Below are 25,021 nucleotides of genomic sequence, written 5' to 3'. Positions count from 1 at the left end.
TCCCCGGGGCCCGTCAGTCGCGCCGCAGTTCATGGCGCAGCGCGTCGAGGTCGGACCCGCCCGCCATCTGCCGGGTCAGTTCGTCCAGGGTGATGCCGTCCCGTGTGTGATTGCCCACCATCGTGCCGCGGCGCAGCAGGACGAACCGGTCGCCGACCAGGTACGCGTGGTGCGGGTTGTGGGTGATCAGCACGACGCCCAGGCCCTGGTCGCGGGCCGCCGCCACGTACTTCAGCACCACGCCGGACTGCTTCACGCCGAGCGCTGCCGTCGGCTCGTCCAGGATCAGGACCTTCGCGCCGAAGTGGACCGCCCTGGCGATCGCCACGCACTGGCGTTCGCCGCCGGAGAGGGTGCCGATGGGCTGGTCGACGTCCCTGAGGTCGATGCCCATGCGGAGCAGGGCCTCGCGGGTGGTGCGGCGCATGAGGCCGGTGTCGAGGCGCTTGAAGGGGCCCGCGCCGGTGCGGGGCTCGGAGCCGAGGAAGAAGTTGCGCCAGACCGGCATCAGCGGGACGACGGCGAGGTCCTGGTAGACGGTGGCGATCCCGCGGTCCAGGGCCTCGCGCGGGGAGGACAGGCGGGTCTCCTCGCCCTCGACGCGCAGGGTGCCGCCGTCGTGCGGGTGCAGGCCGGCGATCGTCTTGATCAGGGTCGACTTGCCCGCGCCGTTGTCACCGAGGACGCAGGTGATCTCCCCGGCGTGGACCTCCAGGGAGACGTCCTGAAGGGCGCGGACGTTGCCGTAGCGCTTGCTGACGCCGTCCAGCTCGACCAGCGGGACGCGTTCGGTGGTCCCGGCGGTGGTCCGGGTGGTCCCGGCGGTGGTCCCGGTCATTTCGTCGCCTCCGCGCGCTTGCGGACCCAGGCGTTGAGCAGGGTCGCGAGGAGCAGCATCGCTCCGAGGAAGAACTTGAACCAGTCGGGGTTCCACTCGGCGAAGACGATGCCCTTGCTGGTCATGCCGAACAGCAGGGCGCCGACCGCCGAGCCGACGGCGCTGCCGTAGCCGCCGGTGATCAGGCAGCCGCCGATGACGGCCGCGATGATGTAGATCAGCTCGTTGCCGACGCCCTCGCCGGACTGGACGGCGTCGAAGGAGAACAGCAGGTGCTGGCCGGAGATCCAGGCGCCGAACGCCACGCCCGTGTAGAGGGCGATCTTGGTCCTGGCGACCGGGACGCCCACCGCGCGGGCCGCGTCCTGGTTGCCGCCCACCGCGAAGATCCAGTTGCCGGCGCGGGTGCGCAGCAGGATCCAGGAGCCGAGGGCGACGAGGCCGAACCACCACAGGACGGTGACCCGGACGTCGACGCCGCCGAGGGTGAGGGTGGAGGCGAAGACGGCGTGGGCGCTGGGGAAGCCCTCCATGTCGGCGATGGTCTTGGTGGAGACCGTGCCGTCGACGAGCTTGGTGAAGCCGAGGTTCATGCCGGTCAGCATGAGGAAGGTGCCGAGCGTGACGATGAAGCTGGGCAGCCGGGTGCGGGTGAGCACGAAGCCGTTGAAGGCGCCGATCGCCAGGGTGACCAGCAGGGACACGCCCACGCCGACCCAGGTGTTCGCCGTCATCTGGTAGCTGAACATGGAGGAGACCAGCGCCGAGGACGTCACGAGGACGCCGGCGGACAGGTCGAACTCGCCGCCGATCATCAGCAGCGCGACCGGTACGGCCATGATCCCGATGGTCGAGGAGGCGTACAGGACCGTGCTCAGGCTCGCGGCGCGCAGGAAGCCGTCGGCGGTCACGGCGAAGAAGAGGAGGACGGCGAGGGCGCCGACCACCGAGCCGAGCTCGGGCCGGGCCAGCAGCTTGCGCAGCGGCGAGGTCCGCAGAATCCTTTCGTCCGGCAGGTTCCCGTCGGTGGCCGCGCTCATCGGGTGCCCCGCTGGGTGTACTCCGCGAGGGCGGCCGCCTGGTCCTTGGTGATGATCTGCGGGCCGGTGAGGACCGGCTTGCCGCCGCCGAGGACGTCGCCGTTGTACTTGTACAGCCACAGCAGGTCGACGGCCTGGTAGCCCTGGAGGTAGGGCTGCTGGTCCACGGCGAAGCCGAGGGTGCCGTCCTTCAGCTCGGCGGCGACCTTGGCGTTGAGGTCGAAGGTGTCGACCTCCGCCCCGCTGCCCGCGTCCCCCTTGGCCTTGACGGCGGTGTCGGCGTAGGGGGCGCCGAGCGTGACGACGGCGTCGACGGACTTGTCCGCCTGGAGCTTGGCCTCGATCGCGGACTGCACGTCGGGCATGTTGGTGCCGTTGACGTACAGCTTCTGCACCGAGCCGTGGAAGGTCTTGGCGACGCCGTCGCAGCGCTGTTCGTGCCCGACGTTGCCCTGCTCGTGCAGGACGCACAGGGCCTTCTTGCGGCCGCGCCGGTTCAGCTCGTCGCCGACGGCCTCACCGGCGATGCTCTCGTCCTGGCCGATGTGGGTGAGGGCGCCGAACGCCTTGGACTCCTCGGAGCCGGAGTTCACCGTGACCACCGGGATGCCGGCCTTCTCGGCGCGGGCCACGGCCGCCTTGAGCGCGTCGGGCTTGGCGAGGGTGACGATGATCCCGTCGACCTTCTTGTCCACCGCCGCGTCCACCAGCTGCGCCTGCTGCTGCGCCTCGTCGTCGTGCGAGTAGACGAAGTTGATGTTGTCCTTGACGGCGGCCTGCTTGGCGCCACTCTGCACGATGTCCCAGAAGGTGTCGCCGTCTCCCGAGTGGGTGATCATCGCGAACGTCCAGCGGGGCGTGTTCACCGCCGCCCTCCCCTGGGCCGCCGCCGCCCGGCGGGCGTCCTCCGCCCGCTTGCCGCCGGTGCTGCTGCAGGCGGCGAGGGAGACGCTCAGCGCCCCCGCCACCGCGATGCCTACCCAGGTCCGAAACCGTGCCACGAGGCCGTGCCCCTTCTTGCTGTGCTCTTGCTCTGCTCCGACGTGCGCGAGGGGCGGGCGGGGACGCCGTCGGCATGATCCGGCGGCGACCTCACCAGCCCCAAACACTTCAGTATCGAACACGGGGAGCGCCCCTGACATGCCCGGGGCGCGGTAGGGCGTCACCTTGTCCGGACATTGAGACACATCGCCGGGATTCCCGGCCGGCTCCTCAGGGGCGTACGAGGAGCTGGAACTCGAAGGAGTAGCGGCCCGGGCGGTAGGTGTGGTCGCCCAGCTCGACCGCGCGGCCGGTGTCGTCGTACGTGGTGCGCCGCATGGTCAGCAGCGGGGCACCCTCCGCCTCCGTCAGCCGCTCCGCCTCGGTGCCGGTGGCGCCGCGGGCGCCGATGGACTGGCGGGCGCTGTGCAGGGTGATCCCGGCGGAGCGCATCAAGCGGTACAGGCCCGTGGCCTCCAGCCGGCCGGTGTCCAGGTCCATCAGGCCGAGCGGCAGGTGGTTGATCAGGTAGGCCATCGGCTCGCCGTGCGCGAGGCGCAGCCGCTCGATCCGGTGGACGTCGCCACCCTCGGCGACCCCGAGCGCGGCGGCGACCTCGGCGGACGCGGGGACGACGGTGTTGACGAGGACCTTCGTCGCGGGCCGCAGGCCGGCCGCCTCGAGGTCGTCGTAGAGGCTGCTCAGCTCCAGGGGGCGCTTGACCTGGCTGTGCACGACCTGGGTGCCCACGCCCCGGCGGCGGACGAGGAGCCCCTTGTCGACCAGGGACTGGATGGCCTGGCGGACGGTGGGCCGGGACAGGCCGAGCCGGGCGGCCAGCTCGATCTCGTTGCCCAGCAGGCTGCCGGGCGTGAGACCGCCGTGCTCGATGGCCGCTTCGAGCTGCTGGGAGAGCTGGAAGTACAGCGGTACCGGGGAACCGCGGTCCACGCGGAGGTCGAGCGACACGGTCGGGTCCACATCTGGTTTCGGCACGGGCCGAGCGTAGCCCCGTGCCCGGTTGACGGGAAGTTGCGTAGGCATATTGTCCAGTTGTTCAGACATCAGCATTGACAGGGTGCGGGGTCCGCCCTCACTTTGATTCCATGCGCATCGGGGTCATCGGTACGGGTCGCATCGGCACCATTCATGCGAACACGCTGAGTCGCCATCGTGAGGTCGGATCGCTGATCCTCACGGACGCGGATCCGGCGCGGGCCCAGGCGCTGGCGCACCGGCTGGGCGAGACGGCCGCGCCCGGGGTGGACGAGATCTTCAGGTGGGGCGTGGACGCGGTGGTGATCACCACCGCGACGGCGGCGCACGCCGAGCTGATCGGCCGGGCGGCGCGCTCGGGCCTGCCGGTCTTCTGCGAGAAGCCGATCGCCCTCGACCTGCCGGGCACGCTGCAGGCGCTCGCCGAGGTGGACGCAGCCGGAACGATTCTCCAGATGGGTTTCCAGCGGCGCTTCGACGCGGGGTACGCCGGCGCCCGGGACGCGGTGCGCTCGGGACGGCTCGGGCGGCTGCACACCGTGCGCGCGACGACCGCGGACCAGTCCCCTCCGCCGCCCGAGTGGCTGCCGCTGTCCGGCGGCCTGTTCCGGGACACGCTGATCCACGACTTCGACGCGCTGCGCTGGGTGACCGGGCGCGAGGTGGTGGACGTGTACGCGACCGGCTCGGACGCCGGGCCCGCCATGTTCCGCGAGGCCGGCGACGTGGACACCGCCGCGGTGCTGCTCACGCTGGACGACGGCACGCTCGCCACGGCGACCGCGGCCCGGCTGAACGGGGCGGGCTACGACGTCCGCATGGAGCTGGCCGGTGAGCGGGACACCGTCGTGGTGGGCCTGGACGACCGCACACCCGTCGCGTCCACCGAGCCGAGCGGGCCGCCGGCCGCCGACAAGCCCTGGACCGGCTTCCTGGAGCGGTTCGGGCCCGCCTACGAGGCGGAGCTGTGCGCCTTCGTCGAGGTGCTGCGCGGTGCCCGGCCCAACCCCTGCGACGGCCGCGAGGCCCTGCAGGCGCTGCGGATCGCCGAGGCGTGCGAGGTGTCCCGGCGTGAGCGGCGTCCGGTACGAACGGCGGAGATCGAGGGCCGGGTCCAGCCGACGGACGGCTGAACCCGGGCCGGTCACCAGCGCACCGGGAGCGTGCGCATGCCTCTCATCAGCAGGCCCGGCAGGTACTCGCCGGGAGGGCCGTCGAGAGCGAGGCCGGGGGCGCGTTCCAGCAGGGTGCCGATCGCGATCCGGCCCTCGAGCCGCGCCAGGGGCGCGCCCAGGCAGAAGTGGATGCCGTGGCCGAAGGCGAGGTGGCCGCGGGTGTCGCGGCGGATGTCGAACCGGTGCGGGTCGGGGTAGCGGCCGGCGTCGCGCTGGGCGGCGGTGAGGCCGATCATCACGTGCTCACCGGGCTCGATACGGGTGCCGGCGATCTCCAGGGGCTCGGCCGCGTACCGGAACGTGGCGCTCTGCACCGGGCCCTCGTAGCGCAGCGTCTCCTCCACGGCGCCGTCCAGCAGGCCCGTGTCGGCCCGCAGGGCGGCCAGTTGGTCGGGGTGGGTGAGCAGGGCGTGGACACCGTTGCCGATCAGGTTGACGGTGGTCTCGTGGCCGGCGATGAGCAGCAGGAAGGCCATGCCGCGCAGCTCCACCGGGGAGAGCCGGTCGCCGTCCTCGGCGGTGGTGCGCACCAGGTCGCCGAGCAGGTCGTCGCCCGGGCCGCCGGCCCGCTTGTCCTCGATCAGCTCGGTCAGGTACTCGGCGAGGCGGGTCATCGCCGTGTACTCCGCCTCCCCGCCGGAGGGGGCGACCACCTCGGTGGACATCTTGCGGAACTCCGCGCGGTCCATGTCGGGGACGCCGAGGAGTTCGCAGATGACGGTGATGGGCAGCGGGTAGGCGAGCGCGTCGATGAGGTCGGCGCGGCCGCGCGGCAGCATCTCGTCCAGCAGTTCGTCGGTGATCTGCTGGATGCGCGGGCGCAGCAGCTCCACCCGGCGGGCCGTGAACGCGCGGGTGACCAGCGAGCGCAGGCGGGTGTGCTGGGGCGGGTCGGTGGCCAGCAGGTGCTTGCCGATCAGGTTCTCGTCCAGGAAGCTCCCGCCGATCTTGCCGAAGTCCTTGGCCAGCCGGGGGTCGGCGAGCGCGGCGCGCGCCTCCTCGTACCCCACGACCAGCCAGGTCTCGTGGTCCGGGTCCGCGCCCGGCGGCCGGACCCGGTGCACGGGGCCGCGCTCGCGCAGCCGCGCGTACACCGGGTGCGGATCGCTGCGGAACGCGTCCCCGAACTCACCCAGGTCGACCACGTGTTGCCTGTCCATCGTTCCCCTTCCGGACTCCCCCGAGGCGCACCGGGCAGGTCCCGGTACCCGGACAACGCGCGGGCCGCGCGCTCAGTGCCCGTCCTCGTCGAGGAGGCCCGCGTCGTGGGCGAGCAGGGCGATCTGGACCCGGTTGTTCAGGCCGAGCCTGGCGAGGATGCGGGAGACATGTGTCTTGACGGTGGCCACGCTCATGAAGAGCTCGGCGGCGATCGAGGCGTTGGCCAACCCGCGGGCGACGGCGACGGCGACCTCCCGCTCACGGTCGTTCAGCAGGGCGAGCCGCTCCCGCGCGCGTGCCTGCCGGGGGCCCGCGGCGGTGCCGGCCGCGTGCCGCATCACCTGGCGGGTGACGGCGGGCGACAGGACCGGTTCCCCGGCGGCCACCCGGCGCACCGCGTCGACGATCTCGGCGGGCGGCGTGTCCTTCAGCACGAACCCGGCGGCGCCCGCGCGCAGGGCGTGCAGCACCTGCTCGTCGGCGTGGAAGGTGGTGAGCACCACGACCTGCGGCGCGTCCGGGCGCGCCCGCAGCCGCTCGGTGGCCGTCAGCCCGTCCACCGACGGCATCCGGATGTCCATCAGCACGACGTCCGGGCGGGTCCGTTCGACCGCGTCGTCCACCTCGCCCCCGTCGGCGGCCTCCCCGACGATCTCGATGTCCGCGGCCCCGCCCAGCATCAGCGCGAGCCCGGCGCGCACCAGGGGATCGTCGTCGACGAGCAGCAGCCTGATCGCAGTCGCAGTCATGGGGGTCACGTAATCACGGGAGCCGGGCGGCGGGTACCGCCTCAGCCGCCGTTCCACGGCAGCCACCCCCGCACCTCGAAGCCGCCGTCAGCGGTGGGCCCGTGCGCCAGCCGGCCGCCCGCCAGGGTCGCGCGCTCGGCGAGGCCGATCAGGCCCTGTCCGGAGCCGGGGACGGGCGCGGCCGGGGTCCGCGGGGCGGAGTTGACGACGGTGATGTCCAGGCCGCCGTCCGGGGCGCCGGCGACACGGACCGCCGCCTCGCTGCCGGGGGCGTGCTTGCGGGCGTTGGTGAGCGCCTCCTGGGCGATGCGGTAGGCGGTGCGTCCGACGGAGGCGGGCACGGCGGCCGGATCGGCGACGCGGTGGTCGAGGGTGACCTGCATGCCCGCCTCCCGGCACTCGGCGACGAGCGCGTCCAGCGCCGCCAGCGTCGGCTGGGGACGGCCCCCGCAGGCGTCGTCGCGCTCGCCGGTCCGCAGCACGCCGATGATCTCGCGCAGGTCCTGCAGCGCCTCGTGGGCGCTCTCCCGGATGACCCCGGCCGCCCGCGCGACCTCCTCCCGGGGTGCGTCCGGCCGGAACTCCAGGGCGCCGGCGTGCACACTCAGCAGGGTGAGCCGGTGGGCCAGTACGTCGTGCATCTCGCGGGCGATGGCCTCACGGGCGAGCCGCTGCGCCTGCCCGGCGCGCAGTCGCGCCTCGGTCTCGGCCCGCCGGGCGCGGTCGCGCAGGCTCAGCATGAGCTGCCGCTTGGAGCGGACGAACATGCCCCAGCCGATGAGGGTGAGCAAGAGCAGCGCCGTGAAGGCGACCACTGCCGGGTACGGCAGTTCGGGGTCGGGCCGCAGCCAGTAGAAGAGCGGGAGCAGGGCGAGGTCGATGCCGCCGATCCAGGCGACGTGACGGAAGGGCCGGTGCACCGCGAGGGTGAAGACGACGGCCATGCCCGCCCCGCCCGCGGTGTTGGACAGGAGCCCGACCGGGATCATCGCCACGGCGAGCCCGGCCGGCCACCGGCGGCGCAGCCACAGCGCACCGCAGGACAGGGCGCCCAGCACCAGGTCGAGCAGGACGACGGACTGCGGCAGCCCGGCCTCGTCGGGCAGGGACCGCGCGGCCGCCAGGCCGATGAGGACGGCCAGCAGGAAGCACGAGACGTCGACGGCCCAGTCGCGCGCGGTGCGCCGTGGCCGCGCGCCCGGGGACCCGGTGTCCGGGTCGAGTTCGTGCATCAGGGCGGACGGGAACAGCCATCGGCGGCCCGCGAACTCCCGGGCCGCCGGGGCGGGTTGGTCACTGCTCACGGTCGGCCAATCTACGCGCGACCGGCTCGGCCGGCCGCTCGGCGCCGTGCATCGCCGACCGAAGTCGCGGCTTCGTCGACTTTCGGTGGTCGGCCCGGACGGTTCAGCAGCCGAAGTCGATCAGGTCGAACGTGGCGTAGTGGTCGGAGGTGTAGTAGTCCTCCTGCTGCTCATCGCCGGTGACGATGCGCCGGGCACCGCGCGTGGAGGAGCCGGGGGTCTTCACCGTGTACTCGTGGTAGTAGCCGGACCGCTGGCTCGGCAGCACGCCCTCACGGTTGGAGAAGACGATGCCGTCCTGGTCGTAGGGGAAGGGGCCGCCCTGGTCGATCAGCTCCAGGGTGTCGTCGGCCTGGGACGGCAGGGCGCTGTGGCAGATGCTGCCGACGGAGGCGGCCGCGGTGGTGGCGGAGACGGTGCCGCCGACGAGGAGGGTGCAGAGCAGGGCGCCGACCGTGCCGACGCGGGTCAGGTGTGGGGGGAGATTCATGACTTCATGATGACGCGCGTAGACGTTGGCATGTCAACGACAAGGTTGAAGAGTTTCCGTTCAAGTCCCGTGAAGCTTCCGGAAGTTAACGAGCCGCTCGGCGTCCCCACGCCGTCCCCACAAGTACCAGCGCCCCGCCCGCGAACCCCACGGCGCCGAGCCGGTCCCCGCCCAGGGCGATACCGGCCGCGGCGGCCCACAGCGGCTCGGTGCCCAGCAGCAGGCCCACCCGGGACGGGGAGGTGCGGCGCACCGCCCACATCTGCACGAAGAAGGCGACCAGCGTGCACAGCACCGCGAGGAAGATCAGCCCCGCCCACTCGCGGGCGCCGAAGTCCGCCGCCGTCGCCCACGGCGCCTGCCCGGTGCCGGTCGACAGCACAGCGAAGACGGCCACCGCCGTGCCGAGCTGGACCGTGGTGAGGGGCAGCGCGCCCGCGCCCCGGACCGCGCGGAGCCGGGACATGACGAGGACGTGCAGGGTGCGGGCGAGGGCGGCGAGCAGCATCAGCAGGTCGCCGAGGGAGGGCCGGGTGAAGCCGGCGCCCTGGGTGAGCAGGACGACGCCGAGCACCGACAGGGCGGCCGCGCCGAGGAAGGGCGGGGTGGGCCGGGTGCGCTCGGCCGCCGCCTCGGCGAGCGGCGTGAAGATCATGGTGAGGCTGATGACGAGGCCCGCGTTCGTCGCCGAGGTGTGCACCACCCCGTAGGTCTCCAGCAGGAAGACGCCGCTCAGGATCAGCCCGAGCAGGGCGGCGCCGCGCCACTGGGCGCCGGTCAGGGCGCGCAGGGATCGCCACCCGGCGACGGCCAGCACGGGCAGCGCGAGCGCGAACCGGAGTACCAGGACGGCGAGCACCGTGCGGGCCGTGGTGACGTCCTTCGCCGCGAGATAGCTGGCGCCCCAGAACGCGGCGACGAGCAGGACGGGCAGGTCCGTGTGCCAGGCCCGGCGGGGCGCGACCCGGGCGGCCGGTACGGCGATCGACGACATGGGCGGCTCTCCGGGACTTCGGCACGGGTGCGCAGACGTCGGCGGCTCGCACGGGGCGCGATCACCGTACCGGCGGCGACGGTCCCTGACCAGGCCTTTTCCCCGGGCCGCCCGGGGTGCCGGGCGTCCTCGGGGAGCGTGCCCCGCCCCTCGTCGGTTCAGCCGGTGTGGGTCGAGAACAGTCCGCCGGTCGGGCCCTGCTTGTCGCCGCCCTGGGCCTTCTTCAGGGCGTTGGCCAGGCTCTCGATGGTGAGGGACTGCAGGATGACGCGGCCGTTGCCCTCCAGGGTGGCCAGGGACAGGCCCTCGCCGCCGAAGACGGCGTTCATGATCCCCTGCCGGTTGAGGCCGCCGACGCGCTGGACGCCGTACTGGATGCCCTCCTCGAAGGCGACGACGCAGCCGGTGTCCACCTCGATGCGGCCCCCGAAGTCCGCCGGGTTCAGGTCGATGAAGTTGCCCGCGCCCGCGATGATCACCGTGCCGCGGCCGGTGAACTTCTCCAGCACGAAGCCCTCGCCGCCGCTCATGCCGGTCCGCCCGCCCTGGAAGGCGATGCCGAACTCGACGCTGGACTCGGCGGCGACGAAGGCGTCCTTCTCCGCGAACCACGCGCGCGTGCCGTCCAGCTCAAGGGCGCGCATCTCGCCGGGCAGCACGCCCGCGAAGCCGACGGTGCCCTGGCCGCCCTGGGCGGTGAAGTACTGGAAGGCCAGCGACTCGCCGGCCAGCATGCGCTGGCCGACCTGCATGGCGGTGCCCATGGCCTGGCGCAGCATGCCGCCCATGCCGCCGCCCCCGCCGCCGGACTGGCCTCCGTTGCCGTTGCCCGACGGGCCGGACAGGCGCGTCTCCATGGTCACGTTCGTCGTCTTGAACAGGAATTTCCCCGCCTCGCAGTAGACGGTCTGGCCGGGGTGCAGGTTGACGATCGCCATCTGCATGGCGTTGCCGACGATTTCTTGCTGAAGAGTCACGGCGGGAGAACGCGGACGGGGGAGGGAAAGGTTCCGGTCCCGCGCTCACGTCCGCGTCCGTTCGCCGCCGGCGGACGCGCCGCGGGGGCGCGGGGATGGAGCCATGACGACGAACGGGTCTCTCGAAGGCAGGACGACGGCCCTGGTCACCGGCGATCGGGTCTCTCGAAGGCAGGACGGCCCTGGTCACCGGCGGCAGCCGGGGCATCGGCGCCGCCACGGCGCCGCGGCTCGCGCGACCGCCACCGGTCCGGCACGCGCGGGCGGACCGCGGCTTCACCACCCGCCACGGTCCGGCACGCCCGGGTCGACGGCGGCTTCACCACCCGGCACCGGTCAAGCACGCGCGCGGGGTGCACCGGTGCTGTCCGGCCGGCGCCCCGCGCGCGTGGGAGTGGGTCGAGCGGGTTCAGCCGCCCAGTTCCTGGTGGCGGGCGGCGAGCCGCTGGGCGCCGTCCTCGGTGAGGGAGCCGAACAGGCGCAGGCGGGAGATGCCGCCGTCGGGGTAGATGTCCACGCGCGCGTGGGTGCCGACGGCGGGTCGCGGCAGCACGAAGCGGTGGTTGGTGTCGGGCTGCAGGCGGGTGCGCGGGAGGGCCTCGGTCCACTCGCCGCTCTCGCCGTCGCGCACGGAGACCGAGGCCCAGCCGGCGCTGTTGCCCTTCAGGTACGCGGTGTCGATCTCGATCGCGCGGATCTCGGACCGGCCGACCAGCCGGTAGCTGATCCAGTCGTTGCCCAGGTCGCGCCTTCGGCGCGTCTCCCAGCCGTCGTCCATCTTGCGGGAGCGGCCCGGCTGGATGGTGTTGGTGGCCGGGGAGTAGAAGAGGTTGGAGGCGTCCTCGGCCTGGCCGCCGTTCTCCAGGGCGACCACGTCGAAGGTGCCGAGCGCCTCGAGCCACCGCGGGTCGGGGACGACCTCGCCGAACACGCGCAGCCGGGCGATGCCGCCGTCGGGGTGCTGGTTGAGGCGCAGGTGCGTGAAGCGCTGTTCGGCGGTGACGTCGAAGCCGTTCGCGGCGTGGCCGCCGACCGCGGTGCGCGGCACCAGCGTCGTCCACTTCACGTCGTCGCCCAGCAGCTGCTGCGGGGACGGGGAGCCCGGCACCGAGGTGGCCTCGACCGAGACCGCCTGCGGGTAGTTGCCGCGGAAGTGGGCGGTGTCGACGACGATCCCGCGGATCACCCCCGGCGCACCGAGCCGGACCAGCGCCCAGTCGTGGTCGTCGGCGGTCGGCCAGGGGTGCTCGGCGGAGACGCCGCGCCTGCGGCGGGTCTCCCAGCCGTCCATGACCTTGCCCTTGTGCCCGAAGTGTTCGGGGTCGAACTCGGCCCGCTCGGGCACCAGCAGGTTCTCCCGCTCGGCGAAGAACTCGTCGTTGGCGGCGATCACGCCGGCACCGAGCCGCCGGTCGGCCAGGTTGGCGTACCGGGTGAAGGGGAAGTCGGCGGTCCGGTAGTCCGCGTAGGGGTCGCCGCCTCCGTAGGGGTTCGCGTCGCCGGTGAAACGGGCTCGACTCGGGTCTTGCTGCGCCGTCACGGTGATCAGGGATCCTTTCGGAAGTCGCGGGTGCGGGAAGCGGGGGGTGCGGGAAAGCGGGGGAACCGAGGAGGGCGAGGGGCCTACCGGGGGCGCGTGAGGAGGGTGCCCTGCGGGGCGGTGAACTCGCCGTCGGCGACGATGCGCCGGCCGCGCAGCCAGGTGGACTTCACCACGCCGTACAGGGTCCGGCCGGCGTACGCGGTGACCCGGTTGCGGTGCTGGAGCCCTGCCGGGTCGACGGTGAAGGTCTCGTCGGGGGCGAGAACGGCGAAGTCGGCGTCGCGGCCGGGCGCGATGGCGCCCTTGCGGGCTTCGAGGCCGACCAGCGCGGCCGTGCGGGTGGACATCCAGCGGACGACGTCCTCCAGGCCGTGGCCGCGCCGGCGGGCCTCGGTCCACACGGCGGGCAGGCTGAGCTGGAGACCGGAGATGCCGCCCCAGGCGGTGGCGAAGTCGTCGGTCTTCAGGTCGGCGGTGGAGGGCGAATGGTCGGTGACGACGCAGTCGATGGTGCCGTCGGCCAGCGCCTGCCACAACACGTCCTGGTTGGCGGCCTCACGGATCGGTGGGCAGCACTTGAACTCGCTGGCGCCGTCGGGGACCTCCTCGGCGGTCAGGGTCAGGTAGTGCGGGCAGGTCTCCACGGTGAGGCGGACGCCCTCGGCGCGGGCCGCGGCGATGAGCGGCAGCGCGTCGCCGGAGGACAGGTGCAGCACGTGGACGCGCGCGTCGTGCTCCCTGGCCCGTGCGATCAGGTGCGCGATGGCCGTGTCCTCGGCGTCGCGCGGCCGGGAGGCGAGGAAGTCGGCGTACCGGGGGCCGCCGTGCTGGGGCGCCGCCGCGAGGTGGTGCGGGTCCTCGGCGTGCGCGATCAACAGCCCGCCGAAGCCGGCGATCTCCGCCAGGGACCGGCCCAGCTGCTCCTGGTCGAGGTGCGGGAACTCGTCCACGCCCGACGGCGACAGGAACGCCTTGAAGCCGAAGACGCCGGCGTCGTGCAGCGGGCGCAGGTCCTTGACGTTGTCGGGCAGGGCGCCGCCCCAGAAGCCGACGTCGATGTGCGCCTTGTCGGCGGCGACCTGCTGCTTCACCCGCAGGTTGGCGACCGTGGTGGTCGGCGGCAGGGAGTTGAGCGGCATGTCGACGAGGGTGGTGATGCCGCCGGCCGCCGCCGCGCGGGTGGCGGTCCAGAAGCCCTCCCACTCGGTGCGGCCCGGGTCGTTGACGTGCACATGGGTGTCGACGAGGCCGGGCAGCAGGACGTGGTCGCCGAAGTCCTCGACGCGTGCGGTGGCCGGCACCTCGGCGCCGTACGGCAGGACGGCCGTGATCGTGCCGCGGGACACGGTGACCGCGGCGGCCCGGGTCCCCTCCGGAGTGATGACGCGCGTCGAGCGCAGCACCAGTTCAGCGTCGGACACGCGAACCCCTCTCTCTGCCGCCGGCCTGCTGCCAGGAAACGGGGTGTACACCCACGTAACGGATTTCAACGTTCTGTTGAAGGAGTCTTCACTCCCGCTTCCCCGCCGTCAAGGGGCACACTTCGAGGCGGGACGGCACGGTCGGCCGGCCTGGACGTTTCCACAACGCGGAATTAGAATTCCGGTAAGCAGAACGTAGCTACGTACAAGCGGGCGGTCAACCGGCCGCCGGGTAGGCTTCTGACCTTCCTGTCCGCCCCGAAAGGAACGCGCCGTGCCGACGTCCAGCGCCAGCACCACCGACTCCGCCAAGTCCTCCGCCGGCGGCGGAGTCCAGTCACTGGAGCGTGCCTTCGATCTGCTCGAGCGGATGGCGGACGCGGGCGGCGAGGTGGGCCTGAGTGAGCTGTCCGCCACCAGCGGGCTCCCGCTGCCCACCATCCACCGGCTGATGCGCACGCTGGTGGCCTGCGGCTACGTGCGCCAGCAGCCGAACCGCCGGTACGCGCTCGGGCCGCGGCTGATCCGGCTCGGGGAGTCCGCGTCCCGGTTGCTCGGCACCTGGGCCCGGCCCTACCTCGCCCGGCTGGTCGAGGAGACCGGCGAGACGGCGAACATGGCACTGCTCGACGGGGACGAGATCGTCTACGTGGCGCAGGTGCCGTCCAAGCACTCCATGCGCATGTTCACCGAGGTCGGCCGGCGGGTGCTGCCGCACTCCACGGGGGTGGGCAAGGCGCTGCTGGCGGGTGTGCCCGACGAGGAGGTGCGCGCGCTGCTGTCCCGCACGGGCATGCCGGCCGCGACGGAGAAGACCATCACCACGCCCGAGGGCTTCCTGGCCGCACTGGCCGACGTCCGGCAGGCGGGTTACGCGGTGGACGACAACGAGCAGGAGATCGGGGTGCGCTGCCTGGCGGTGTCCGTCCCCGACTCCCCCACGGCCGCCGCGATCTCCATCTCGGGCCCGGCGGGACGGGTCACGGAGGCGGCCACCGACAAGATCGTGCCGGTGCTCCAGCAGGTGGCCCTGGAACTCTCCCAGGCCCTGGCCAGCACGGGGGCGTGAGCAGCCCTCCGCCCCTCCCCGGCGCCGGCCGGCTCGGCAGCGTCAGCAGCGGGCCTGCCGGCCACCGGCCGGTTCGCGGGCGTGGGCTCCCGCCCAGCCCCCACCGCCCCGGTCAAAGGGGGCGTCACCAGCCCACTCGGCCTCCCAGCCCCGGCCGGCTCGGCGGCGTGAGCACCCAGCCTGGCCTGCCGCCGGCCAGCTCCGGGGGCCCGACCAGCTCGCCCGGCCTCCCCGGCCCAGGCCGGCTGGGGGCGTGACCAGCCCGGCCGGCCGGCCCCCGACCGGTTCGGGGACTTGAACAGCCCGCCCGGCCACCGATAGCCGGTGGCCGGCGTCGATGCTGTCGGGCGCGCGCGGAACGGCGATCCGCGGGCCGGGCCGCCAGGTGCGGGCGCAACCGGCGCCGAGCGGGTCGTGGCGGGCCGTCGGCCGACGCGCCCGCTCGTCGTCGCAGCCGGCCGCGGGGCCGGCCCTCCCCCACCGGGCCGTTGCGGGCCGAGCGGTCAGCGCCCGCGCCGCTCGCCGCAACGAGCCACGGCCATCAGCACACCCACGCCATGCGCCGCCACAAGCCACGGCCATCAGCACACCCACGCCATGCGCCGCGACGAGCCAGGGCCATCGGCGCGCCCCCGACACGCCCCGTTGGGCACGGCGGTCAGCCCTCCTGCCGCTGGGCGAACAGGTCCACCGCCTCGCGGACCTCCGTCAGGCCCCGGGACAGGGCGCTGACCGAGCCGATGGCTCCGGCGATCAGTAACAGGGACCTGCGCAGCCGGGAGGTCTCGGGCGGGCCGCCGGCGGCCATCGCGGCCAGGGCGGCCAGTTCGTCCTCGGCTATGCCGCGGTCGGGGAACTCCACCGGGTGCGCGGCGAGTTCGCGGCGCAGGCGGGCCACCGCGGTGCGCAGTCCCGCCACTCTCGGGTCCTCGTCGCTGTCGGCCACCGGCCTCTGCCCCAAGCTCCGCAACACAGCCCTCCCCCTCGCACGCCCTCGTGCGCGGGTCAGTTAACGCCACCCGATGCCTGAGCGCCACCGCGCGGACCGAAATTCAGCCCAAGGGAACCGGCCGGGGCCGCCCGCGTCAGGTATGCAGGACACATGGACACCCAAGACCACGACCCTCGCGCGGAGATCACCGGTCTGCTGCTCGCCGCGGGCGGCGGCAGACGGCTCGGCGGGCGCCCCAAGGCGCTGCTGGAACACCGGGGGCGCCCCCTGGTCGAACACGCGGTGGGCGTGCTGCGCGCGGCGGGATGCACGCGGATCCACGTCGTGCTGGGCGCGCGGGCGGACGACGTCCGCGAGCGCGCCGACCTGGCGGGGTGCGTGCTGGTCGACAACCCCGGCTGGGCCGACGGCATGGGCTCCTCGCTGCGCGCCGGACTCGGCTCGCTGGCCGGCACCGGCGCGCGGGCGGCCCTGGTGAGCCTGGTCGACCAGCCCGGCATCGGGTCGCGGGCGGTGGCCCGGGTCATGGCCGGGTACGCGGACGAGACCTCGCTGGTCTCGGCGGCCTACGCCGGGGTGCGCGGGCACCCGGTCCTGTTCGGCGCGGCGCACTGGTCGGGCATCGCGGCGGCCGCCACCGGGGACCGGGGAGCGCGCGCCTACCTCGAGGAACACGCGGAACGGGTCAGGCTCGTGGAGTGCGCGGACGTGGCGGAGCCCTACGACATCGACACCGAGGCCGACCTGGTCCACCTTGAGTGAGCGGGGTGGCACGGGGCGCCACCTTGCCTCGATTCAGAGAATCTCGACATCAACAAACCATTGAAGTTCCACGATGAGAAAACTACTATCCACTGTTCAGAACCGTCCGACCGCACAACGGACGCCGTTCGCCCTATTCGTGCCACCTGGCACCCGGTGCCACCGCTGAAGGAAGTGACAGCTCATGTCCGCACCAGCGCCGTCCCCGCTGGCCATCGTCGACGCCGAGCCCCTGCCCCGGCAGGAGGAGGTCCTCACCGAAGCGGCGCTCGCCTTCGTGGCGGAGCTGCACCGGCGGTTCACCCCGCGCCGTGACGAACTCCTCGCCCGCCGCGCCGAGCGCCGCGCCGAGATCGCCCGCACCTCCACGCTCGACTTCCTCCCGGAGACGGCCGCCGTCCGCGCGGACGACTCCTGGAGGGTCGCCCCGGCCCCGGCCGCGCTGAACGACCGGCGCGTCGAGATCACCGGCCCCACCGACCGCAAGATGACCATCAACGCGCTCAACTCCGGCGCGAAGGTCTGGCTCGCCGACTTCGAGGACGCCTCCGCGCCCACCTGGGAGAACGTCGTCCTCGGCCAGGTCAACCTGAGCGACGCCTACACCCGGAACATCGACTTCACCGACGAGCGCACCGGCAAGTCGTACGCCCTGCGCCCCGCCGAGGAACTGGCGACCGTCGTCATGCGCCCGCGCGGCTGGCACCTGAACGAGCGCCATCTCACCGACGCCGACGGCACCCCCGTCCCCGGCGCACTGGTCGACTTCGGCCTGTACTTCTTCCACAACGCCCAGCGGCTGCTGGACCTCGGCAAGGGCCCGTACTTCTACCTGCCGAAGACCGAGTCGCACCTCGAGGCCCGCCTGTGGAACGACGTGTTCGTCTTCGCCCAGGACTACGTCGGCATCCCGCAGGGCACCGTACGCGCCACCGTCCTGATCGAGACGATCACGGCCGCGTACGAGATGGAGGAGATCCTCTACGAACTGCGCGACCACGCCGCCGGGCTGAACGCGGGCCGCTGGGACTACCTGTTCTCCATCGTGAAGAACTTCCGTGACGGCGGCGCCAAGTTCGTCCTCCCGGACCGCAACGCGGTGACGATGACCGCCCCGTTCATGCGGGCGTACACCGAACTCCTCGTGCGCACCTGCCACAAGCGCGGCGCGCACGCCATCGGCGGCATGGCGGCCTTCATCCCCTCGCGGCGCGACGCCGAGGTGAACAAGGTGGCCTTCGAGAAGGTCCGCGCCGACAAGGACCGCGAGGCCGGCGACGGCTTCGACGGCTCCTGGGTCGCCCACCCCGACCTGGTGCCGATCGCCATGGAGTCCTTCGACCGGGTCCTCGGCGACAAGCCCAACCAGAAGGACCGGCTGCGCGAGGACGTGCACGTCGAGGCGGCCGACCTGATCGCCGTCGACTCGCTCGACGCGAAGCCGACGTACGCGGGACTCGTCAACGCCGTGCAGGTCGGCATCCGTTACATCGAGGCGTGGCTGCGCGGGCTCGGCGCGGTCGCCATCTTCAACCTGATGGAGGACGCGGCCACCGCCGAGATCTCCCGCTCGCAGATCTGGCAGTGGATCAACGCGGGCGTCGAGTTCGAGAACGGCGAGCGGGCCACCCCGGAGCTGGCCCGCAAGGTGGCGGCCGAGGAACTGGACGCGATCCGCAAGGAGATCGGCGAGGACGCCTTCGCGGCCGGCCACTGGCAGCAGGCCCACGACCTGCTGCTCCAGGTCTCCCTCGACGAGGACTACGCCGACTTCCTGACGCTGCCGGCGTACGAGCAGCTCAAGGGCTGAGCCCCGGCGGTACGGGCGGCTCCGGGACACCTCCCGGGGCCGCCCGTGCGCGTTCAGCCCAGATGCGCCGACCAGTCCTGTTCCGCGGCCGGCTTGCCGTGCAGGTCGGGGACCCTCTTGAGCCAGGCCGGGCGGGCCGCTTGGGTCTTCGCCGCGCGGGCGGCCTCCTCGGCCGCTAGCTCGGCGCCGGTCGGGAAGTCGGTGGGCAGCCACTGCGGCGAGAGCCGGACACGGGCCAGCAGATAGGCGACGTAGGCGTCCCGGACGTCGTCGGGGCTCGCGAACCCGGCGTCCTCGGCCAGCCAGGCGTCCGGGACCTCGGCGACGATCCCGCGCAGCAGTTCCCGGGTCACCCGGGGAGCGAGCTCGGCGTCGGCGGCGCGCACGTCGGGGCCGTAGCGGCCGAGGGCGTGGTGCCGGAAGTCGTAGCGCTTGCCCGGAGTGGTGGTGTCCCAGCGGTGGTGGAAGACGAGGGCGGCGCCGTGGTCGATCAGCCACAGCCGCGGGGGCACGGTGCCGAGCGTGGGCCAGACCATCAGATTGGAGCTGTGCACCGTGCGGTCCACGTTGACCGTGAGCGCGTCCAGCCACACGATCCGGCCCGCCTCCACGGGGTCGACGGCGAACGACCGCGCGATCTCCGGGGTGAAGTCCGCGGCTCCCGGCAGGTGGTCCATGCCGAGGTTCACCCCGGCGCTCGCGCCGTGCAGTTCCCGGACCTCCTGGTGCGGCTCGGCGTCGGCGATCCGCGGGTCGAAGTGGACCAGCACCAGTTCGGGGAAGCGCAGACCGAGCGCGCGGGCCAGTTCCCCGACGATGATCTCGGCGACCAGCGCCTTGTGCCCCTGCGCCGAGCCGGTGAACTTGACGACGTACGTGCCGAGGTCGTCGGCCTCGACGACGCCGGGCACGGAGCCGCCGGAGTGCAGGGGCGCGACGTACCGGGTGGCGGTGACCTCTCTCAGCATGTCCCAGGTTCCATCGCTTCCGGTTCCGGCAGGGAGACAAGCATAGTAACCCAGCGTAATCATCTTTTCGTATCGAGGATGACGGGCAGACGCTCCCGGACGCAGTCCCCCGGTCGAGCAGCGAAGGTGAGAGCATCCGCCCCATGGACAAGACGGACGGTGGCACGGCTCGATGGTGGGCGGCGTTGCGCCGGACTCCCGTGGCCGTCTGGAACGACGACGTCACGGACTGGGCCGCCGCCCTGACGTACTACGCGGTACTGGCCCTGTTCCCGGTGCTGCTGGTGATCCTCTCGATCATCGGTCTGACCGTCCCCACGGCGAAGCCCGAGGTCATCGACCGCCTGTCGCAGGCCGCCCCGGTGGCGTCCCGTGCGCTGCTGCGCGGCGCCCTGCGGCAGACGGCCGGGCAGTCGTCGACGGCGTGGACGCTGGTCTTCCTCGGTGCGGCGGGTGCCCTGTGGTCGGGCTCCAGCTATCTGAGCGTCTTCCGCCGGGCGCTGCACTCCATGCACCGGATCAGCGCGCACCGGCCGGTCTGGCGCACCGCTCCACGCATCCTGGCGACGGCGCTCGTGCTGATCGGCCTGCTGCTCACGACCATCCTCGCGCTGTTCCTCACGGGCGCCCTGACCCGGCGGCTGAGCCGGGTCCTGCACCTGGGCGCCGGTCCGCAGGCCGCCTGGGACGCCCTGCGGTGGCCCGTCATGGCCGCGGTCGCCGTCGTCCTGGTGCTGGTCCTGTACCGCTCGGGCCCGGCGTCCTCCCGCCCCGTGCGGAGGATGGCACCGGGCGGCGCGCTGGCGGTGGTCCTGCTGCTGGCCGTCTCGCTCGGGTTCACCGTCTACACCTCGCGTGTCGGCGCGTACGACCGGCTGTACGGCTCGCTGGCGGGCGTGGTCGTCTTCCTGATCTGGCTGTGGCTGTCCAACCTGGCCCTGCTGGTCGGCGCGCAGTTCAACGCGGAACTGGCCGGAGGCGGCACGACGGGCGCCGCGCGGGACGCCGACGGCGGGGCGCCGGTCCCCGGCCCGTGCCGCCGGTGACGGTGGGCCGGTGCGGCGGCTGTCCGCCCGCGTCCTTCGGGGACGGCGGGCGCGGGCCGGTTCAGGGCCGCGGCGCGGTGTGCCCGGCGGTCGCGGGACGGCCGGACGCCTGCGTCCGCCAGTCCAGGCGCAGTACGGCGAGGTCGTCGGTGTGACGTTCCGCGTTGAGCGCGCGGGTGCGGGCGATGAGCTGGTCGAGGTGGGTGCCGGGGTCGGGCGCGTGCAGGGTGTCGATGATGCGCAGCAGGCCGTCCACGCCGAGCCGGGTGCCCGTGGCGTCCACGAAACCCTCGACGAGGCCGTCGGTGTAGGCGGTGAGCGCGCCCTCGGCGGGCAGGGCCAGGGTGGTGGCGGGCCAGTCGCCCAGTCCGGGCGCTATGCCGAGGGCGATGCCGTGGGCGGCGGTGACCTGCCGGGTGCCGTCCGGGGTGGTGATCAGGGGTTCGTGATGGCCGGCCAGATGCAGGGTGAGGGTGGCGGCCTCGGCGTCCAGGGTGATCAGGGTGCAGGTGGTGAACAGGTCGCTGCCGGCGCGTTCGGCGATGTGGATCTGTTCCAGGAGGCGCAGCAGATGCTGGTCGCGGTGGCCGCCGAGGGTCAGCGCGCGCCAGGCGATGCGCAGGCAGACGCCGAGTGCCGCGGCGTCGGGACCGTGGCCGCTGACGTCGCCGATGACGGCGTGGACCTGGCCGTCGTCGGTCTGGACGACGTCGAGGAAGTCGCCGCCCAGCAGGGCCTGGGCCCGTCCGGGGTAGTAGCGGCTGGAGGCGGTGACGGCGGCGGACGACAGGAGGGGTTCGGGCAGCAGCCCGCGCTCCAGGCGTGCGTTCTCCTCCGCGCGCAGGCGGCCGAGCTGCAGGGCGGCGTTGGCGCGTTCGGCCTGCTTGCGCTGGACCGCGTAGCGGACGGCCCGCTGGATCAGTTCCGGTTCGACCTTGCCCTTGACGAGGTAGTCCTGGGCGCCGGCGGCGAGTGCGTCGACCCCGGCGCGGGGTTCGTCCAGTCCGGTCAGCACGATGATGGCGGCGTGCGTGTCCCCCTGGATCGCCTGCACCGTCTCCACGCCCGACGCGTCGGGCAGGTGGAGATCGAGCAGGACGCAGTCGACGGGGGCCGCCTCCAGTGCGCGGCGCGCCTCGGCCGCCGTGCGGCACCGTTTCAGGGTGTGCGGCAGGTCGGTGTCGAGGAGGAGTTCCTCGACCAGGAGCGCGTCCCCGTCGTCGTCCTCCACGAGGAGCACGTCGTACCGCTCGGCCTGGCCCGCGGCCGGCGCGGTCACGGCTGTGCCTCTCTGTCCGGGTCCGTGCTCGCGGCCGCCAGGGCGGGAAGGGTGACGACGACGCGGGTGCCGGGCTGGTAGCCGGGGTCGATCCCGATCGTGCCGCCGTGGAACTCCACGACCTTCTTGCACATCGCGAGGCCGATGCCGGTGCCCGGGTAGGCGTCCTTGGTGTGCAGCCGCTGGAAGAGGACGAAGACCTTCTCCTGGAACTCCGGCGCGATCCCGATGCCGTTGTCGGTGACCGTGAACCGCCATGCGTCCCCGTCGCGCTCGGCGCCGATGTGGATGCGCGGCGGCCGGTCGGGGCTGCGGAACTTGATCGCGTTGGACAGCAGGTTCTGCCACAGCATGCCGAGCTGGGTCGGGTCCCCGACGACGGTGGGCAGGGCGTCGTGGGTGATGTCGGCGCCGGTCTCCTCGACGCTGACGCTGAGGTCGCCCAGCGTCCTGGTCAGCACCTGCTCCAGGTCCACGGTCTGCTGCTCGTTGTGGACGCGGCCGACCCGGGAGAACGCCAGCAGGTCGTTGATGAGGTTCTGCATGCGGTTGGCGCCGTCGACGGCGAAGGCGATGTACTGGTCGGCCTTGGCGTCCAGCTGTCCTCCGTAGCGCCGTTGCAGCAGCTGGGTGAAGCTGGACACCTTGCGCAGCGGCTCCTGGAGGTCGTGCGAGGCGACGTAGGCGAACTGCTCCAGTTCGGCGTTCGACCGCTTCAGCTCCTCGGCCTGCTCGTCGAGCAGCCTGCGGGCCCCCTCGGTGAAGCGCAGCTCCTCCACCAGTCGCAGGCGCATGGAGTCCACGTCGGCGGCCAGCCGGCGCAGGTCGGCCGGGCCGGTGCCGTCGAGGGAACGGTCGAAACGGCCCTGCGCGACCTCGCGGGCGGCCGCGCCGAGCAGGCCGAGCGGGCCGGTGACACCGCGGCGCAGTGCCTCGAAGACGAGCACGGCCACCAGGACGATGACGACCGCGATGACGGCGAACACCCAGTCGCGCAGGGTCGTCGCCCGCCGCAGCTCATGGGCCGCCGCGGCCCGTTCGTCCCGCAGGTGGGCCTGCTGGCGTGCCATCGCGCGCCGCAGTGAGTCGAAATCCGTCTTGCCCTCGTCGGCCCGCTTCCCGGCGATCTTCGCGGCCTCGTCGGGGGCGGCCGCGGAGACCGGCCCGGCCATGTGCCGCTGCCAGGCACCGGCGTGCTTCTCGACATCGGCCAGGTCGGCGAGCGCCCGGTCGTCCTCGCGGAGCAGGGGCCGCAGACGCCCGATCGCCGTCCTCTCGTCGGCCACGCCCCGGGCGTAGGGCTGGAGGAAGTCCGGCCGGCCCGACACGCCGTAGCCGCGGATGCCGGTCTCCTGGTTGATCAGGGCCGCTTCGAGCCGGATCGACTCGATCAGGGCCGGGGAGCGCCGGTCGACCAGTGAGGCCGTGATCTGCGTGGTGCGCCACATCGCCCAGCCGCCCAGCGAGCCCAGCACCGCGAGGACGACGAGCGCCCCGGTCACGCCCGCGCGCAGCCAGCGACGGGTCGTCCAGCCGGCGAAGGAGCGCGAGGTCTGCGACGGACCGCTCGTCATCGTTGTGGCGCCTCTCCCTCGACCCGGCCGTCCTTGCCATGCTTGTCATAGGACAAGCACACTGTACCTGTTATCCCGACAACGCTTGTTGTCCAGTGTCGCGCGGGGGCAGTAGAGTGGCGGCCATGCCAGGTCCGTCTCCCACTCCCCGCCCGACGAGCGAGGATACGGCCGTGCTGGTGGCCCGTCTGGTGGACGAGGTCGCCCGGAACCTCGCGCCGGAGAACCCCCGCCCGCCCACGGAGGCCGCCGACACAACCCCCGATCCCCACGGATACGCTCTGTTGCGCCTGCGGGTCCTCACCGACGTCAAGCGGGCCGTCCGGCACCTGGAGGACCAGGCCGCCCGGTCCGCCGTCGAGTCGGGAGCCGGATACCCCGAGATCGGCCAGGCAGTCGGCATGAGCCGGCAGGGAGCAAGGCGCCGCTGGCCCGGTCTGATCACCAACGGCACACACCGTCCGACCCACCGCCCCCCATACCGGAGCACCTGAGATCATGGCTGCCGCCACCACCCGCCCCTACGACGTGCTGCTGGTCGAGGACGACGTCGCCGACGCGATGCTCATCCAGGACGCCCTGACCGAGCGCGGTACCCGCAACCTCACCCGGGTCTGCGACGGCGTCGAGGCGCTGGAGTACCTGCGCGACCCGCGCAACGCGCGCCCCGACCTCATCGTGCTCGATCTGAACATGCCGCGGATGAACGGGCGGGAGTTCCTCGCCGTCGTCAAGGAGGACGCCGCGCTGCGCACCATCCCGGTCGTCGTGCTGACCACCTCCGCCGCCCCCGACGACGTCGCGGGCGCCTACCAGCACCACGCCAACGCCTACGTCACCAAGCCGGTCAACCTGGAGGAGTTCGAGGCGGCCGTCCGCAGCATCGACGCCTTCTACCTCGACGTCGCCGTCAAGCCCCCCAAGGAGTAGCAGGGCCGGCAACGGCCCGGGCGGGACGCCCCCTGCCCGCGGCCGGGCCGGTCAGGCACCGGCCAGCGGGTTCGGCAGGGGGCGGTAGCGGGCGGCGGCGCCGTCGGCGCCGGTCCAGCGCAGCAGGAGGTTGGTCTTGCCGGGCAGGGTGGGCGAGGAGAGCAGCGCGGGGATCTCGGGGAGGTCGTGCCGGGCGAGCTCCCGGCGGACGGCGGGCCAGGGGTCGAACCCCGGGTGGCCCTCGGCCAGGGCGCCGGCGATCTCGCCGAGGTGGTTGACGACCAGGCAGTACACCAGCCGCTCCCAGCCCGCCGCGCGGGAGACGTCCGCGAGCAGCTTGGCGCCCTCGGCGTCCCGGAACAGCGCCTGCACGGGCGTGCCGGCCGCGTCGACGGCGACCAGGGTGTTCTGCAGGTGTGCCTCCAGTACGACCCCGTGCTCGTCGAACGCCCTCAGGGCGGGCGGGACGACCTGCCGCAGGTACGCCTCCCACCAGGTTCCGGGAGCGGCCGTGGCGGCCAGGGGGCTGCCCTCGAAGCCCTCCGCGAGCCCGGCCGCCAGCAGCGCGGTGGCGCCCGGCAGGAGGTGGCCGCGCAGTCCGTCGCGGACGAGTACGGCCAGTTCCTCGAAGGCGAAGGCGGCGGTGCGGTAGCCGCGGTCCGCCAGCCAGGCCGCCGGCGGGCCGAGGGCGGCCAACGCCGCGCGGGCGGCCGTGTCGGTGCGGCGCAGCCTCAGCAGGTCGTGGCGCCACAGCCGGCGGATGTCGTTGGTGATGCGCACGTCGAGGCTGAACTTCAGGAACAGGTCGCGCCGGGGCTCGTACACCGTGCGGACCGCCGCCGTCGGCCAGGTGTCGAAGCCGGTGGTGCCGAGCCGGACGAGCCGGCCGTCGGCGAGGGCCGCGTCGAGGGCGCGGCCGAGGAGGCCGAGCTGCCAGGGGTGGGCGGGCAGCAGCCGGTAGC

At 73.1% G+C, this 25,021-nt stretch carries 24 protein-coding genes; 7 read left to right on the top strand and 17 right to left on the bottom strand.

The features are described 5' to 3' along the window. Positions 1–13 precede the first annotated feature (13 nt). The 4 genes from V7E45_RS03505 to V7E45_RS03490 all read right to left on the bottom strand — a co-directional run bounded on the left by V7E45_RS03505 (position 14) and on the right by V7E45_RS03490 (position 3,828). Positions 14–838 carry an ATP-binding cassette domain-containing protein gene (locus tag V7E45_RS03505; protein ID WP_333772561.1) on the bottom strand — a complete coding sequence of 275 codons (825 nt, stop codon included), beginning with the start codon at positions 836–838 and terminating at the stop codon, positions 14–16. Beyond that, entirely contained in the window at positions 835–1,878 is a 1,044-nt protein-coding gene (locus V7E45_RS03500; RefSeq protein ID WP_333772560.1) for an ABC transporter permease, read from the bottom strand. Before V7E45_RS03500 ends, V7E45_RS03505 begins: the two co-directional genes overlap by 4 nt. After that, complete coding sequence (locus tag V7E45_RS03495) at positions 1,875–2,879, bottom strand: sugar ABC transporter substrate-binding protein (RefSeq protein ID WP_333772559.1); 1,005 nt, start codon at positions 2,877–2,879, stop codon at positions 1,875–1,877. The genes V7E45_RS03500 and V7E45_RS03495 overlap by 4 nt, the downstream gene beginning before the upstream one ends. Before the next feature lie 211 nt (positions 2,880–3,090). Next, a complete protein-coding gene (locus V7E45_RS03490) occupies positions 3,091–3,828 on the bottom strand; it encodes a GntR family transcriptional regulator (RefSeq protein WP_333772597.1) in 738 nt (245 codons plus the stop codon). A gap of 137 nt (positions 3,829–3,965) precedes the next feature. Here V7E45_RS03490 and V7E45_RS03485 point away from each other — a divergent pair, with 137 nt between their 5' ends. After that, positions 3,966–4,988: a Gfo/Idh/MocA family protein gene (locus V7E45_RS03485; protein WP_333772558.1), complete on the top strand. Its 1,023-nt coding sequence runs from the start codon at positions 3,966–3,968 to the stop codon at positions 4,986–4,988. Positions 4,989–4,999: 11 nt separating this feature from the next. Here the strand turns inward: V7E45_RS03485 and V7E45_RS03480 are convergent, their stop codons facing one another. The 8 genes from V7E45_RS03480 to allB form a co-directional block, all read right to left on the bottom strand. Further along, positions 5,000–6,190 (bottom strand): cytochrome P450 family protein, encoded by a 1,191-nt coding sequence (locus tag V7E45_RS03480; protein ID WP_333772557.1) that lies wholly within the window; start codon positions 6,188–6,190, stop codon positions 5,000–5,002. 72 nt (positions 6,191–6,262) lie between these two features. Beyond that, entirely contained in the window at positions 6,263–6,940 is a 678-nt protein-coding gene (locus V7E45_RS03475; RefSeq protein ID WP_333772556.1) for a response regulator transcription factor, read from the bottom strand. 41 nt (positions 6,941–6,981) lie between these two features. Then, a complete protein-coding gene (locus V7E45_RS03470) occupies positions 6,982–8,244 on the bottom strand; it encodes a sensor histidine kinase (protein WP_333772555.1) in 1,263 nt (420 codons plus the stop codon). Between the two features lie 103 nt (positions 8,245–8,347). Continuing rightward, positions 8,348–8,734 (bottom strand): ribonuclease, encoded by a 387-nt coding sequence (locus V7E45_RS03465; protein WP_333772554.1) that lies wholly within the window; start codon positions 8,732–8,734, stop codon positions 8,348–8,350. Positions 8,735–8,819: 85 nt separating this feature from the next. Beyond that, positions 8,820–9,728, bottom strand: a complete 909-nt coding sequence (locus tag V7E45_RS03460) for a DMT family transporter (protein WP_333772553.1) — start codon at positions 9,726–9,728, stop codon at positions 8,820–8,822. Positions 9,729–9,886: 158 nt separating this feature from the next. Next, entirely contained in the window at positions 9,887–10,705 is an 819-nt protein-coding gene (locus V7E45_RS03455; protein WP_333772552.1) for an AIM24 family protein, read from the bottom strand. 409 nt (positions 10,706–11,114) lie between these two features. Continuing rightward, positions 11,115–12,245, bottom strand: coding sequence for an allantoicase (gene alc, locus V7E45_RS03450; RefSeq protein WP_333772551.1), 1,131 nt, complete (start codon positions 12,243–12,245; stop codon positions 11,115–11,117). 83 nt (positions 12,246–12,328) lie between these two features. After that, positions 12,329–13,669: an allantoinase AllB gene (allB, locus tag V7E45_RS03445; RefSeq protein ID WP_333772550.1), complete on the bottom strand. Its 1,341-nt coding sequence runs from the start codon at positions 13,667–13,669 to the stop codon at positions 12,329–12,331. 274 nt (positions 13,670–13,943) lie between these two features. Between allB and V7E45_RS03440 the strand changes: the two genes are divergently transcribed. Then, on the top strand, positions 13,944–14,738 hold the full coding sequence (locus V7E45_RS03440) for an IclR family transcriptional regulator (protein ID WP_333772549.1): 795 nt from the start codon (positions 13,944–13,946) through the stop codon (positions 14,736–14,738). Between the two features lie 658 nt (positions 14,739–15,396). Here the strand turns inward: V7E45_RS03440 and V7E45_RS03435 are convergent. Further along, positions 15,397–15,684 carry a DUF5955 family protein gene (locus tag V7E45_RS03435; RefSeq protein WP_333772548.1) on the bottom strand — a complete coding sequence of 96 codons (288 nt, stop codon included), beginning with the start codon at positions 15,682–15,684 and terminating at the stop codon, positions 15,397–15,399. Positions 15,685–15,840: 156 nt separating this feature from the next. Here V7E45_RS03435 and V7E45_RS03430 point away from each other — a divergent pair, with 156 nt between their 5' ends. Continuing rightward, positions 15,841–16,452, top strand: a complete 612-nt coding sequence (locus V7E45_RS03430) for a nucleotidyltransferase family protein (RefSeq protein ID WP_333772547.1) — start codon at positions 15,841–15,843, stop codon at positions 16,450–16,452. A 184-nt stretch (positions 16,453–16,636) separates the two neighbouring features. Then, on the top strand, positions 16,637–18,262 hold the full coding sequence (aceB, locus tag V7E45_RS03425; protein WP_333772546.1) for a malate synthase A: 1,626 nt from the start codon (positions 16,637–16,639) through the stop codon (positions 18,260–18,262). Between the two features lie 53 nt (positions 18,263–18,315). Here aceB and V7E45_RS03420 read toward each other — a convergent pair whose 3' ends face one another. Next, positions 18,316–19,230, bottom strand: coding sequence for a HipA family kinase (locus tag V7E45_RS03420; RefSeq protein ID WP_333772545.1), 915 nt, complete (start codon positions 19,228–19,230; stop codon positions 18,316–18,318). Positions 19,231–19,373: 143 nt separating this feature from the next. Here V7E45_RS03420 and V7E45_RS03415 point away from each other — a divergent pair, with 143 nt between their 5' ends. Further along, complete coding sequence (locus V7E45_RS03415; protein ID WP_333772544.1) at positions 19,374–20,276, top strand: YihY/virulence factor BrkB family protein; 903 nt, start codon at positions 19,374–19,376, stop codon at positions 20,274–20,276. 61 nt (positions 20,277–20,337) lie between these two features. Here the strand turns inward: V7E45_RS03415 and V7E45_RS03410 are convergent, their stop codons facing one another. Both V7E45_RS03410 and V7E45_RS03405 read right to left on the bottom strand, forming a co-directional pair. Then, positions 20,338–21,555, bottom strand: a complete 1,218-nt coding sequence (locus V7E45_RS03410; protein WP_333772543.1) for a PP2C family protein-serine/threonine phosphatase — start codon at positions 21,553–21,555, stop codon at positions 20,338–20,340. Then, the gene (locus V7E45_RS03405) at positions 21,552–23,129 is read right to left on the bottom strand and encodes a sensor histidine kinase (RefSeq protein WP_333772542.1); all 1,578 of its coding nucleotides are present in this window, start codon (positions 23,127–23,129) and stop codon (positions 21,552–21,554) included. The genes V7E45_RS03410 and V7E45_RS03405 overlap by 4 nt, the downstream gene beginning before the upstream one ends. A gap of 173 nt (positions 23,130–23,302) precedes the next feature. Between V7E45_RS03405 and V7E45_RS03400 the strand changes: the two genes are divergently transcribed. Both V7E45_RS03400 and V7E45_RS03395 read left to right on the top strand, forming a co-directional pair. Next, the gene (locus tag V7E45_RS03400; RefSeq protein ID WP_333772541.1) at positions 23,303–23,623 is read left to right on the top strand and encodes a hypothetical protein; all 321 of its coding nucleotides are present in this window, start codon (positions 23,303–23,305) and stop codon (positions 23,621–23,623) included. 4 nt (positions 23,624–23,627) lie between these two features. Then, positions 23,628–24,059, top strand: coding sequence for a response regulator (locus V7E45_RS03395; protein WP_333772540.1), 432 nt, complete (start codon positions 23,628–23,630; stop codon positions 24,057–24,059). Between the two features lie 51 nt (positions 24,060–24,110). Here the strand turns inward: V7E45_RS03395 and V7E45_RS03390 are convergent. Next, positions 24,111–25,021, bottom strand: a 911-nt coding sequence (locus tag V7E45_RS03390; RefSeq protein WP_333772539.1) for an IucA/IucC family C-terminal-domain containing protein, incomplete at its 5' end; no start/stop codon positions are given.

The sequence above is a fragment of the Streptomyces sp. IBSBF 3136 genome, from assembly GCF_036815105.1.
Classification (GTDB): Bacteria; Actinomycetota; Actinomycetes; order Streptomycetales; family Streptomycetaceae; genus Streptomyces.
Note: the sequence above shows the minus strand (reverse complement) of the source record. Positions and strands in the feature narration are given on the sequence as shown.